Source organism: Arthrobacter sp. Sr33, assembly GCF_054511195.1.
Window position 1 is genome coordinate 267,721 of the sequence record NZ_JBTNDD010000004.1, and the last position, 12,945, is coordinate 280,665.

Consider the following 12,945-nt stretch of genomic DNA (forward strand, 5'->3'; position numbering starts at 1 on the left):
ATGGCCCGCACCCCGCGAGTAGTTCCTCCGCCGCTGCCCTGGACCCTGAAACTGGGCCTGGTGGTGTGGCTGGTGGTGGGAGCCCTGTTCCTGGTGGCGGCGAGCTCGTTCCTCGGGTCCGCGCAACTCCAGGAACAGGACCGCGCAGGCCTGGTGGGGCTCGGCGTCGTTCTGGGGGTGCTGGCGTTGGTGCAGTTTTTCCTCGTGTTCCTGCTGCGGCGCGGCAGGCGCAGCGCCCGGGAGCTGCTGACCACGATCGGGATCATTGTCGGGTTGCCGGTGTTGCTGCGCGGAACGCCGGGGCTCTCGGTGGTGTCGGTGGTGATGCTGCTGGCGATCGTTCCGTTGTGGCTGCCGCCCAGCAGTGCGTGGTTGCAGACGATCGACTCGAAACCGGAGAACAAGTATCGACGGCTCATCCGCAGGACGCTGAGTCCCTTCAAACGGTCTTAGACCTCTCGGACACAGAAAACGCGCCCGCAGTTTTGCACTGCGGGCGCATTTTCGTTCAAGACTTCTAGAGGGCGGTGAAGGCCTGTTCCAGATCGGCAATCAGGTCCGCAACATCCTCAATCCCGACGGACAGCCGGATCAGATTCTCCGGGACGGCCAGCTCTGTGCCGGCCACTGACGCGTGGGTCATCGCGGACGGGTAGTTCATCAGCGATTCGATACCACCCAGTGATTCAGCGAGCGTGAACACGTGGGTGGACTCGGCCACCTTCCGTGCGGCCGCCTCGCCGCCCTTGAACGACACCGAAATCATGCCGCCGAAATCCTTCATCTGGGCTGCGGCGAGATCGTGGCCGGGGTGTTCGGGCAGACCCGGGTAGAAGACCTGTTCCACCTCGGGGCGCCCCTGCAGCCATTCGGCAATGGCCCGGGCGTTGGAGCTGTGCCGGTCCATCCTGACGCCGAGGGTCTTGAGCCCGCGTGTGGTCAGCCACGCTTCCATTGGCGCCGAGACAGCACCGACGGCGAACTGGATGAAGCCCACCTTCTCGGCAATCTCTTCGTGGCTGGTGATCACGGCGCCACCGCTTGCGTCGGAGTGCCCACCAATGTACTTGGTGGTGGAGTGGACGACGACGTCGGCCCCGAACGAGAGCGGCTGCTGCAGGTACGGTGTCGCGAAGGTGTTGTCGACCACGAGGATGGCACCGGCGTCGTGAGCGATCTTTGCCACGGCAGCAATGTCGGTCACCTTCATCATCGGGTTCGACGGCGTCTCCACCCACACCATGCGGGTGTTGTCTCCGACGGCGGCGCGGACGGCGTCGAGATCCGCCATGTCCACCGCTGCGTTGCTGATGCCCCACGGTGCCAGGACCCTATCGATCAAGCGGTAGGTGCCGCCGTAGACGTCGTTGCCCATCACGATCCGGTCCCCCGGTGCCAGCAGCGCCCGGATCAGGGAATCCTCGGCGGCAAGCCCCGACGAGAAGCTGAACCCGTGGGTTGCCCCCTCGAGTGCGGCGAGCTGGGTCTGCAGCGAATCACGGGTCGGGTTGGTGCCCCGGCCGTACTCGTAGCCGTTGCGAAGCTGCCCGATGCCGTCCTGCGCAAAGGTGGTGGTCTGGTACAGCGGGGGGATGACTGCACCCGTGGTGGGATCCGGTGTCTGGCCGGCGTGGATGGCCCGGGTGTTGAAGCCCTGATTCTCAGCGTGCGTCATGGTGCTCCTTAGTATGGAAGTCAGATACTCATATAGGTCAGCAAATCGTGGCGCGTCAGAATTCCCACCGGTGAGCCGACGAACGTCACCATCAGGGTGTCGCTGTCCACCAGACGCTCCCGTGCGGTGGCAACTGACTCCAGCGAACCGATCAGTTGCAGCTTGTCATTCATGTGCAGAGAAATTTTGTCGGTGAGCTTGGCTTCGCCGTGGAAAAGTTTGTCGGTGAGCAGGCGTTCGTCGACTGAGCCCAGCACTTCGCCCATCTTGACCGGGGGTTCCTGCGACAGGACCGGGATGTTGGAGACGCCGTACTCGGTCATGATGTGGATGACGTCGCGCACGGTTTCGGTGGGGTGCGTGTGCACCAGATCCGGCATGTTGCCGGTCTTCGAACGTAGGATCTCACCCACGGTGGCTTCGTCGCCGCTCTCCATGAAGCCGTACGACTTCATCCAGTCGTCACTGAAGATCTTGCCCAGGTAGCCGCGGCCACCGTCGGGCAGGAGGACGACGACGACGTCGTCGGCCGTCAGGTTCTTGGCCACCCGGAGTGCGGCGACCACTGCCATGCCGCAGGAACCGCCCACCAGCAGTCCCTCCTCGCGGGCGAGGCGGCGGGTCATGGCGAAGCTCTCGGCGTCGGTGACGGCCAGGATTTCGTCGGCCACTGTGGGGTCATAGGCGTCCGGCCACATGTCCTCCCCGACGCCTTCGACGAAGTAGGGGCGCCCGGTGCCGCCGGAGTAGATGGAACCCTCGGGGTCGGCGCCGATGACCCGGACCTTGCCGCTCGGGCGGTCAGCACTCACGTCCTTGAGGTAACGGCCGGTGCCGCTGATGGTGCCGCCGGTGCCTACGCCGGTGACGAAGTGGGTGATTTTGCCGTCGGTGTCGTTCCAGATTTCGGGTCCGGTGGACTCATAGTGACTCAAGGGCCCGTTGGGGTTGGAGAACTGATCCGGCTTGAACGCGCCAGGGATCTCGCGGGTGAGCCGGTCGGAGACGCCGTAGTAGGACTGCGGGCTATCCGGTGCGACGGCGGTGGGAGTGACCACCACCTCGGCGCCATACGCGGCCAGGACGTTGCGCTTGTCTTCACCCACCTTGTCGGGCACCACGAAGACGCAGCGGTAACCACGCTGCTGGGCGACGAGCGCCAGACCGACCCCGGTGTTGCCGGACGTCGGTTCGACAATGGTGCCACCGGGCTTGAGCTTGCCCTCGGCTTCGGCAGCGTCGATGATCTTCACTGCGATGCGGTCTTTGACGGAGCCGCCGGGGTTCAGGTATTCCACCTTCGCCAGGACGGTTGCGGCAATTCCTTCGGTCACACTGTTCAATTTGACCAGCGGGGTGTTGCCGATCAGGTCCACTACGGAGTTCGCATACTTCATACCTACAAAGTTACCGCGAAGTGCTCTGGTTCCTGGACGGCGCGGACCCGCCGGACCCTTCCACTCATCGGATCACTGTCGGCCCGGCGTGACACCATTGACCCATGACCGTTTCCGCTGCCCACGGCCCTGCGCCGGAGTCGGGCACAGGGCTTGAGCTGGGGCCTGTGCTGGACTCGGGGCCTGTGCTGGCCCCAAGCGCGGCCCGCTCAACGGTGTGGGAGCCGGACGGGCCATATAACCTGGCGGGAACCATCGGGTCGCTGCAGTGCGGCGCGTTCGACCCGGCGTTCCTCAAGGACCAAGGTGCCGCCTGGTTAGCGTTCAGGAACGACGACGGCGCCGCCACCCTCCGGCTGGAACAACGCGGAAGCCTCCGCTCGGCGCGCATCCACGCGACGGCGTGGGGCCCGGGGGCAGCCGCGGCCCTGCAATCGGTGCCCGCCCTGCTCGGGGCCGACGACGACTGGAGCCACTTCGACAGCCCCGGCTACCAGGCGACCCTCCCCGAGATCGCCCGCAAGGGGCGCTACCTCAACCCCGGGTTGCGGCTACCCTCGACCGGACGGATGCTGGACGCCGTCGTGCGCGTCATCCTTGAACAGAAGGTGACCGGAATCGAGGCCAAGCGGGCGTGGCGCTGGCTGCTGACCCGGCACGGCGATGCGGCTCCGCAGGCGCCCGGAGCTCCGAACGGATTGCGACTACCGCCCACCCCCGCCCAGTGGCGGCGCGTGCCGTCCTGGGATTGGCATCGTGCGGGTGTCGATGCGCACCGATCGGACACCATCCTGAAGGCCGTGGCGATGGCCTCTGGGTTGGAGCGGCTGGCCGGTGTCCGGTCATCGGCCGACGTCACGGCGGCCCTGCTTTCGGTACCGGGGATCGGCGTGTGGACTGCAGCGGAAGTTCTGCAGCGCACGCACGGCTGCCCTGATTCGATTTCGGTCGGTGACTACCACCTGGCCGCCTATGTGGGCGCCGCACTGACTGGGCAGCGGACCGACGACGCCGGGATGCTGCAGCTCCTGAAGCCGTGGGCCGGCGATCGGCAACGGGTGGTCCGGATGCTGTATGCGAGTGGGTTCCGTAAGCCCAACTACGGTCCTCGGCTCGCGCCCGAGGATCACCGCCACCGTTAGGCTTAACCCATGAGTGAACCACTAGATGTGACGGCCGTGTTTATCCCCAATCCCGGCGAGGTCTTCCGGGTGAAGCTAGCCCTCGACATAGCCATTGAGCAGGTCGTCAACGAGCCTGGATGCATCAGGTACGAGATCACCGATGTTGCTGAGGACCGCATTGTCCTGACCGAACGGTGGGAGTCCGAGGAACTGATGGACAAGCACCTGCGGGGTCCGGCGGTGCAGGACCTGGGCGAGTCTCTCAGTGCCCTGTTGGCCGAGCCGGTCCAGATCACCAAAAGCGTCTGACCACCAACAGCGTCTGACGCACCAACAGCGTCTGGCACGCGAAAACCCCGGATCCTTCATGGGATCCGGGGTTTTCGTTTGGTCTAGCTGCAGCTGAGTCCGAAGACTAGCTGGTCTTCTGGTCGTCCTGAACTGGAGCGTCAGCTGCTGGTGCCTCTGCAGCGGCTCCGGCCTGTGCCGCTGCCTGCTGCTGGGCCACCTGCTCATGGACCTCTTTCATGTCCAGGCCCTTCACCGCGTCAACCAGTTCACCGAACTGGGTGGCGTTCATCGCGCCGGGCTGCGAGAACACCAGCACCTTTTCGCGGAAAGCCATCAGCGTGGGGATCGAGGTGATCCCGGCCGCGGCGGCGAGGGACTGCTCGGCCTCGGTGTCCACCTTCGCGAAGGTGATGTCATCGTGCTTCTGCGAAACGGCGTCGTACACGGGAGCGAACTGCTTGCACGGGCCACACCATTCAGCCCAGAAATCGACGAACACAATGTCGTTCGTTTCGATGGTCTCGGGGAAAGTTGCCTCGGTTACTTCAATAGTTGCCATGCTTTAACGCTAACGAGTTTACTCGCCGATGTCTCCCCGTGTTCGCTCTCGATGAAGATTACCCGGCGATTCGCCGGATTAATCCTCGAACAGTGCACGCTGCAGCACGTTGTCTGGGCTTGCCGATCACCCGCTCTCACCAAAAAAGACAAAAAAGTAGCCCGTCCAGATCTTGGCGGAGATCCAAACGGGCTACTTCACCGGACTACCGGCGATGTGGCAGATACTGGATTCGAACCAGTGAAGGCGATGCCAGCTGATTTACAGTCAGCCCCCTTTGGCCGCTCGGGTAATCTGCCATACGTCCTCATAAATGAGGTTTACCCACGGTAACCGCGGGCAAGACAACTTTACAGAAAATCGGGGCAAGAATCGAATCGTCCCCGGACAGACGTGATTGGGCCTACAGTCCGGCGTTCACGCGACGCTCGATCTGGGCATAGAACGCGTCCGCCTGATCGTCAGTAACTGAGCCGAGGGCGACGGCGTGATCCAGTTCGGACCGCACCCCCGCCAACCGCTCCGAGCTGGCCGAAACAGGATACGAAACCTGGACCGACGACGACATATTGGCTGCCGCCGCTGGCATCGCGGAGAGGCCGGTGATGGACACCGCCGACGACGCGGCCAGGAAGGTCCCAGCCACGGCATGTCGAACTCGAACTTGGTACCGGACACGCGGCTTGCTGCTCATAGCTTCTTTCCTCCGGGGTGGTCACTGGAACCAACACTTTCACCGGCTGGTGTGAGCCGACACTGGGCTTCCTGTAGATCAGCTGGGAGCCATTTGCAGCAGCCCAGTGGCGCATAACCGATTAGGCTTGGACCAGATCCTTCTCACTACCCCCTAGGAGACATTGTGGCGAGCGAATCCACTTTCGATGTAGTTAGCAAAGTAGACAAGCAGGAAGTTGCCAACGCCCTGCACCAGGCGCAGAAGGAGATCGTCCAGCGCTACGATTTCAAGGGCATCGGCGCCGAGGTGGACTTCAGCGGTGAAATGATCCTGATGAAAGCCAACTCCGAAGAGCGTGTGCTGGCTGTCCTCGACGTCCTCCAGTCCAAGATGATCAAGCGAGGCATTTCGCTGAAATCACTGGACACCGGTGAACCTTACGCTTCCGGCAAGGAATTCCGCCTGGAAACCACCATCAAAGAGGGCATCGCCCAGGATGTGGCGAAGAAGATCAATAAGCTGATCCGCGATGAGGCGCCAAAGGGCGTCAAGTCCACCATCCAGGGCGACGAGCTGCGGGTCAGCTCCAAGTCCCGCGACGATCTGCAAGCCACCATGGCTCTGCTGAAGAACTTCGACGAGGCTGACCTGCAGTTTGTGAACATGCGCTAAGGCACCAGCTGGCCATTGAGGTGGCGCTCCCGTACCCGGGAGCGCCACCTTTTTTGTGCTCTTTCCGATCCCCCTCTTCGGTTCGCTGTGGAAGTAACTTTGGTCAAACCTTTGACATTTGTTACCTGTGTCACTCAAACTTTGAAAACAAAAGTTGTCTGGCAGGCTACAAGGCGGCGAATCGTCGTCGACCTTTCGAGAGAAGATCGCACTCCATGACCGAAAATCAAGACTTGACTCACGACGACGTCGCAGCCGCAGCGGCTCACGTCGTCGCAGCATTTTCGCGGACCGACACCGCAACGTATTTTGCATCCTTCAGTCCCGATGCGACCTTCGTCTTCCACACTGAGAACCGAAGGCTCGAGCGGCGGTCCGAATACGAGGCCCTCTGGCAGTCATGGCTTGCCGAGGGCTGGCAGGTCACTGAGTGCCTCAGCAGTAACCCGTCCATCCAACTGCTGGGCGACACCGCGGTGTTCTGCCACGACGTCACGACCACCTTCAACACCGGAGAGACCACGGTCGAACGCGAGACGATCGTCTTCCACCGGTCCGACGACGGGTCCATCCTCGCCGTCCACGAACACTTATCCCCTCTTCCCAACTCCCCCGAAGCCAGGTAACCACCATGAGCACACAGAGCACCGGACGTACCGGCTCAGCATTTTCCCGGCTATCCAATCATCTTGAGAAGAATTCGGAGGGCTTCGGCCCCATTCGAGGCACCCTCGGCGCCGGCCGTATGGGCATGATCTGGCTGGCCGCCAACCTGGTCGTCACCACCCTGCTCACCGGGACACTGTTTGTTCCCGGAGTGAGCTGGCCCCTCGCCGTCGGGCTGATCATTCTTGGTACAGCCATTGGTGGCGCCGTTCTGGTGTTGGTGGGCAACATGGGTACCCGCACCGGGCTGCCGACGATGTCGCTGACGAAGGGCTCCTTCGGGCTCCGCGGCTCCTTCCTCCCCGTCGCCGCGAACGTGATCATCCTGATGGGCTGGAGCTGGGTTCAGGCCATGCTGGCCGGAGTGACGGTCAATTTCCTGGTGGAGCAAGCCACCGGCTTCTCCAACCCCATTCTGTTCTCGGTGCTGTGTCAGCTGCTGGTGGTGTGCCTGGCGATCTTCGGTCACGCCGGCATCGCCCGGGTGGAGCCATGGCTTGCCCTGGTCATCCTCGCCTTCATGGCGTACATCTTCGTTACGGCGTTCACCACCTTCGCCCCCTCGGAGTTCATTGACCTGCCAGCCGATCCGGAACTCGGCTGGTCCGGGGTGGTGGTACTCGACGTCGTCATCGCCACCGCAATCTCCTGGACTGTCCTGTCGGCTGAGTTCAACCGTCTGGCGAAATCCCAGGCCGCAGGCATGATCGGTTCGGGTATCGGCTACCTGCTGTCGACGGTGCTCGCTATGGTGCTGGGCGCCACCACCGTGGCGTATCTAGTGCTCGACGGCGGCGAGGCCGTCGCGTTCGACCCCACCGCCATTGTTGCCGCCTTTGGAACACCGCTAGCCGTGGTCATCTTCCTGTCAGTGATGGCCACCAACACCATGGTGGTTTACGGCATGGTGTCCTCGGTAGTGAATATGGTGCCGTCCAGCAAGGTCAAGTTCCTTCCTACGGCGCTCGTACTGGGTGCGATCTCGATTGTTGGGTCCACCTGGTTGGCTTTGCTGGATCAGTTCACCTCGTTCCTGGTCCTCATCGGGTCGCTGTTCATCCCGGTGTTCGCTGTGATGCTGGTGGATTACTACATTGTTCGCAAGCGCCACTACAACAAGGACATCCTGCGTGGCACCGGCGGAGACTACTGGTACTTCAAGGGCGTCAATATTGCCGCGGTGGCCGTCTGGATCATTGGCGCTACTGCGTCCTTGATCCTGACCTATTCATTGCCAAGCCCGATCGGCGCGACCATTCCCACCTTCATCCTTTCGGCCGGGCTGTACCTGGGGTGGGCCATCGTGGCCAAGCGGATCGTGTCCGGAACGCCCCAGCATTCGCACCTGAGCGACTCCGAGTCGCCAGCGAACGCGGATTCTGGACGCCGTGCGGCTCGTTGATCTATCGCATCCCATTGTCAGTGGGATGCAGGTCTTTCCCGGTGACCCTGAGGTGACGATCACGGTTGCGGCCGAGATCGCCGCCGACGGGTTCCAGGTAGCCGAGGTGCATGCGGGCACCCACACCGGAACCCATCTGGATGCACCGTTGCACACGGTGCAGGGTGGCTCGTCGGTGGATCAGATCGACCTCAGCCGGCTGGTCGGCGTGGCCCGCATTGTTCGGCTTCCGGTGGTCGATGCGGGTCACGTGTTTGTCTGGTCCGACGTCGAGGCACAGCTTTCCGATCTGGATTCCGTAGCGATGGTGCTGTTCCACACCGGCTGGTCGCAGCACTTCGGCACCGAGCTGTACCTGCGGCATCCAGCGTTCGACGCCGACATTGCGCTTGGTTTGTTGGATCGCGGTATTTCGGTGGTCGGCGTCGATACCCTCAACCCGGATCTCACCGACCTGTCCGGGGCTGAAGTGGATCTCCCCTTTCACCGGGCATTGCTGGGCGCCGACGGTGTGATCGTTGAGAACCTGACCAATCTTGCGTCAATCGATTTTGCTGACCCGTGGGTCTCGGTGCTGCCGTTGCCGTTCGCCGGAATGGACGGTTCGCCGGTCCGTGCAGTGGCGATGAAGGTCGCCGTCGGGTAAGTGCTGCTCTCCTCCCTGCCGTCAATTCACGGTTCGGAGGGTGCTCAGCGGGCGGTCCGGGGTCTGATTTCCGGTGCTGATTTTTGGTGCTGAAAATAGTTGAAAAAGATTTTCTGGTGGCCCTGAATCGGCCCCTGTTTTGTCAGTGCTCGATGATGGAATGGAGGTATGAAAAGCAGTAAAGCTTCTTCTACCGGATCGGGATTCTTCCCCGATTCCGGCCCGGATTCTGGCTCTGATTCGGCCACTGATTCGGCTTCTGATAGCGGGTCCGCGAACAGGTCCGCGGATGCTTCCGCGGGGGCGTCAGCGGGGGCTTCCGACGATCATCGTCCGGGTGGTCCACTCGGTGCCGACGCTGTATGGACGGCCCCAGGGGCAGAAGCACCGAATACTTTTGCTGATTCTGGATCTGATTCTGATGGCCGGGTGCGTTCTGGTGATGGGCGGCCGGCGTTGGCCGGGAAGGTGGTCCTGGCCGCGGTCGCCGGCCTGGATTCAGGCCAGACGCTGACCGTGTTGCAGGACCCTGGCCGGCTGCGGTCCTGGGTAGATGCGCAGGAAGCGAAGGCGGTCACCCATCTTCATGACCTCACCACCGAGGCGCACTCCTGGGTGGGTGACCCGGGGCATGCCCGTACGCTGAGCGCGTCGGAGATCGGTGCGGCCCTGCGCCTGCCGGAGCGCACTGCTGGTTCCCTGCTCGACCATAGTGAGCTGCTGGTCCGCGATTACCGGGCCACCCTGACCGCGTTGGAGGATGGCAGGTTATCGCGCCGTCACGCGTGGGCGGTGGTCGGGGAAGCGATTGGTATCCCGGATACCGTTCCCGCCGTGATGGCCGCATTCGAAGCCCAACTCATCGGTCTGGCCTGCAAGACCACGGTGGCGAAGTTTTACCGCCAGGCCCAACGGTTACGTGACATCTTCCACCCCGAATCGATCACCCTGCGGCACCGGAAGGCCCTCCAGGACCGTCGCGTGTATCTGGACCCGGCGCAGGACGGGATGGCCTGGCTCGCCGCCTTCCTGCCCACCGAACAAGCCGCCGGGATCTTCCACCGCGTCGACACCGCAGCCCGGGCCTTGCAGGGCCCCGACGAGGACCGGACCCTCACCCAACTCAGGGCCGATGTCCTCATTGACGTCCTCACCAGCGCCGGACCCACCGGACACATGAGTGACGCACCCGACCCAGCTAGCCCAGCTAGCCCAGCTGGCCCTGCTGGCCCTGCTCCTGCCGCTGGGACCGAACCTGGTACTGCCGCTGGGGCCGGCCCGGGTGCTGACCGGGCCGGGCCGGGAACAGCGGACCCCGGATCCCGGACGAACAGCGGATCCGGGACGGACAGCGGATCCAGTCAGCGGCGAGAGAGCAACAGCCCCAGTCAGTCGGGGGAGGCCAGCGCATATTGGGGTGTGCAGGCGAAGGTGTTTGTCACCGTTCCGGTGATGACTCTCCTCGGCGGGGACACCCCGGGTGAGTTGGAAGGCTATGGGCCGATTGATCCTGAGACGGCCCGGAAGCTCGCCGGGCACGCGCCATCGTTCACCAGGATCCTCACCCACCCCTTTACCGGGGCCAGGTTAGGCGCTGATGCGACCACGTATCGGGTCCCGCAGGACCTGAAGGATGCGGTCCGGGTCAGGGACGGGACGTGTCGGCATCCGGGATGTAACCGGTTGGCGGTGTTCTGCGAACTCGACCACACCACCCCCTGGTCCCAAGGAGGGACGACCAGCTACGGGAATCTGGCGGCCCTGTGTAAACGTCACCACATGTTCAAAACCGAAGGCTACTGGCACTACCAACAACCCGACCCCGGGACCATCATCGCGATCTCACCACTCGGCGAAACCTACCTCACCACCGCCGACCCACCACCAGCACCACCACCCGACATACCCCCGCCCTTCTAGTGATCTGTTTCGGCTAGCGACGCCTGTCGGTAAAGGCACAGTGGCGACGACCTTTTTGCCCACACGCGCTGCCCGCACGCGCGTCTCGAGCCCACCGCTCAACTGTGAGATCGGACGACTTGCCATGCTCAGGCCGCCACGCCCTCAGCCCACCAGAACTAATCGATCGACGGCAAGGACGAGCGTCAGGGCGTGCATGTGATTCCTATCACCTAATTAGCTAATAACGCTCGTCTTTGGCATAGTCGGGCGCTGCACTCAGCAAATTCCAAGAAAAATGTGAGAGGACCCCGTCATGCCCGACCAGACATTCCAAATCATCGCGATGGTGATCTATATGAGCGCCATGCTCGGAATCGGATGGTATGCCTTCAGGAAGACCTCGGATCTCGACGACTACATGCTCGCCGGCCGTGGACTCAAACCGGGTGTGGCAGCCCTCAGCGCCGGAGCCTCAGACATGTCAGGATGGCTCCTCCTCGGACTACCGGGAGCCATTTATGTGTCGGGTCTGATCGAAATCTGGATAGCCATCGGTCTGACCGCCGGCGCATGGCTGAACTGGAAATTTGTCGCCCCAAGACTGCGCAGCTACACCGAGGTCTCGAACAATTCCATTACGGTGCCAAGTTTCCTTGAGAACAGGCTGAAAGATAAGTCACGGATCCTGCGGGTCGTTTCCGGAATCATCATCCTCGTGTTCTTCACCTTCTACGTCTCATCCGGGATGGTGGCGGGCGGACTCTTCTTCGAAAGCTCCTTCAACTCCAACTACACCGTCGGCATGATCATCGTCGCCGCGATTACCATCGCCTACACCCTGTTCGGCGGCTTCATGGGAGCAACCTACACCGACGTTGCCCAGGGCGTGCTGATGCTGGTGGCCCTGATCCTCGTTCCGATCATCGGTCTCATTGAGGTAGGCGGCTTCGGCGGCCTGACCGATTCCATCCGCGAAGTCGATCCATCCTTCCTGAACATCGTCGCCGGCGGATCAACGGTAGCCATCATCTCGGCGGCATCCTGGGGTCTCGGCTACTTCGGACAGCCACACATCATCGTTCGGTTCATGGCGATGCGCACCCCTCAGGATGCAGTTGCCGGACGCCGGATTGGTGTGGGCTGGATGGTCTTGACCGTTATCGGCGCCATCTCCACCGCACTGGTCGGCATCGCCTACTTCCAGCAAAACCCGAACCTGTCACTCACCGATCCGGAAGCAGTGTTCCTCGACCTGTCGCAGGCCTTCTTCCACCCCTTCGTGGCGGGCATCATCCTCGCGGCAGTTCTCGCGGCAGTCATGAGCACCATCTCCTCACAGCTCGTGGTCTGCTCATCGGCACTCGTTGAAGACCTCTACAACATGGTCTCCAAACGCACCCTGACCAACAAGCAGGGCGTTGTCCTTGGCCGTCTCGGCGTCCTGGTCGTGGCAGTTGTCGCAATCGTCCTGGCCTCCGGCCGCAGCGAGTCAATCCTCTCCCTGGTCGCCTTCGCGTGGGCCGGCTTCGGTGCCGCATTCGGTCCAACCGTCCTGCTGGCCCTGTACTGGAAGAAGCTCAGCATGCCTGGCGCCCTCGCCGGCATGGTTGCTGGCGCCGTCGTGGTCTTCGTCTGGGGCAACTCGCCCCTGGCCGACACCATGTACGAGATTGTCCCCGGCTTCTTCCTCAACCTGATCGTCGCCATCGTGGTCAGCAAACTCACCTGGAAGGCAAACGCCGAGATCGAAACCGAATTCGATCTGGCCGTCAAAGGCACCCGCTCCTTCAAGCGGATCGCTGCTGAAGACAAGGTCACCGTCTAGGTCAGCACCAGAACAACCGCACGTACGACGACGGCGGGGGATCCCCCCCAAGGGGGCGACGCCGTCGTCGTCGGTTGCGAAGAAACCCCCCCAAATATGGCATGCCCCCC

13 protein-coding genes and 1 tRNA gene are annotated in these 12,945 nt (G+C 62.6%); 9 read left to right on the plus strand and 5 right to left on the minus strand.

Annotated elements, in window-relative coordinates; translation table 11 throughout:
- Positions 1-453: a hypothetical protein gene (locus tag ACX80T_RS08050; RefSeq protein WP_026041270.1), complete on the plus strand. Its 453-nt coding sequence runs from the start codon at positions 1-3 to the stop codon at positions 451-453.
- A 64-nt stretch (positions 454-517) separates the two neighbouring features.
- Here the strand turns inward: ACX80T_RS08050 and ACX80T_RS08055 are convergent, their stop codons facing one another.
- Positions 518-1,675 (minus strand): cystathionine gamma-synthase, encoded by a 1,158-nt coding sequence (locus tag ACX80T_RS08055; protein WP_459304136.1) that lies wholly within the window; start codon positions 1,673-1,675, stop codon positions 518-520.
- Between the two features lie 20 nt (positions 1,676-1,695).
- Complete coding sequence (locus ACX80T_RS08060; protein ID WP_024476722.1) at positions 1,696-3,072, minus strand: cystathionine beta-synthase; 1,377 nt, start codon at positions 3,070-3,072, stop codon at positions 1,696-1,698.
- A gap of 104 nt (positions 3,073-3,176) precedes the next feature.
- Here ACX80T_RS08060 and ACX80T_RS08065 point away from each other — a divergent pair, with 104 nt between their 5' ends.
- Positions 3,177-4,214 (plus strand): DNA-3-methyladenine glycosylase family protein, encoded by a 1,038-nt coding sequence (locus tag ACX80T_RS08065; protein ID WP_459304137.1) that lies wholly within the window; start codon positions 3,177-3,179, stop codon positions 4,212-4,214.
- A 9-nt stretch (positions 4,215-4,223) separates the two neighbouring features.
- Positions 4,224-4,505: a putative quinol monooxygenase gene (locus tag ACX80T_RS08070; RefSeq protein ID WP_019484315.1), complete on the plus strand. Its 282-nt coding sequence runs from the start codon at positions 4,224-4,226 to the stop codon at positions 4,503-4,505.
- Between the two features lie 106 nt (positions 4,506-4,611).
- On the opposite strand, the gene trxA is transcribed toward ACX80T_RS08070, so the two are convergent.
- The 3 genes from trxA to ACX80T_RS08085 all read right to left on the minus strand — a co-directional run bounded on the left by trxA (position 4,612) and on the right by ACX80T_RS08085 (position 5,740).
- Positions 4,612-5,046: a thioredoxin gene (gene trxA / locus ACX80T_RS08075; RefSeq protein ID WP_024476725.1), complete on the minus strand. Its 435-nt coding sequence runs from the start codon at positions 5,044-5,046 to the stop codon at positions 4,612-4,614.
- Between the two features lie 217 nt (positions 5,047-5,263).
- Positions 5,264-5,345: transfer RNA gene (locus ACX80T_RS08080), tRNA-Tyr, on the minus strand.
- 104 nt (positions 5,346-5,449) lie between these two features.
- Entirely contained in the window at positions 5,450-5,740 is a 291-nt protein-coding gene (locus ACX80T_RS08085; protein WP_019484313.1) for a hypothetical protein, read from the minus strand.
- A gap of 165 nt (positions 5,741-5,905) precedes the next feature.
- On the opposite strand from ACX80T_RS08085, the gene ACX80T_RS08090 reads away from it, so the two are divergent.
- From ACX80T_RS08090 to putP, 6 genes are all read left to right on the plus strand, one after another.
- The gene (locus ACX80T_RS08090; RefSeq protein ID WP_019484312.1) at positions 5,906-6,394 is read left to right on the plus strand and encodes a YajQ family cyclic di-GMP-binding protein; all 489 of its coding nucleotides are present in this window, start codon (positions 5,906-5,908) and stop codon (positions 6,392-6,394) included.
- Positions 6,395-6,609: 215 nt separating this feature from the next.
- Entirely contained in the window at positions 6,610-7,020 is a 411-nt protein-coding gene (locus ACX80T_RS08095) for a YybH family protein (protein WP_024476726.1), read from the plus strand.
- 5 nt (positions 7,021-7,025) lie between these two features.
- Positions 7,026-8,462, plus strand: a complete 1,437-nt coding sequence (locus tag ACX80T_RS08100) for a purine-cytosine permease family protein (RefSeq protein WP_459304138.1) — start codon at positions 7,026-7,028, stop codon at positions 8,460-8,462.
- A gap of 25 nt (positions 8,463-8,487) precedes the next feature.
- Complete coding sequence (locus ACX80T_RS08105; RefSeq protein ID WP_459304139.1) at positions 8,488-9,108, plus strand: cyclase family protein; 621 nt, start codon at positions 8,488-8,490, stop codon at positions 9,106-9,108.
- A 429-nt stretch (positions 9,109-9,537) separates the two neighbouring features.
- Entirely contained in the window at positions 9,538-11,028 is a 1,491-nt protein-coding gene (locus ACX80T_RS08110) for an HNH endonuclease signature motif containing protein (protein ID WP_459304140.1), read from the plus strand.
- A gap of 295 nt (positions 11,029-11,323) precedes the next feature.
- Positions 11,324-12,835: a sodium/proline symporter PutP gene (gene putP, locus ACX80T_RS08115; protein ID WP_019484306.1), complete on the plus strand. Its 1,512-nt coding sequence runs from the start codon at positions 11,324-11,326 to the stop codon at positions 12,833-12,835.
- Positions 12,836-12,945: the final 110 nt, after the last annotated feature.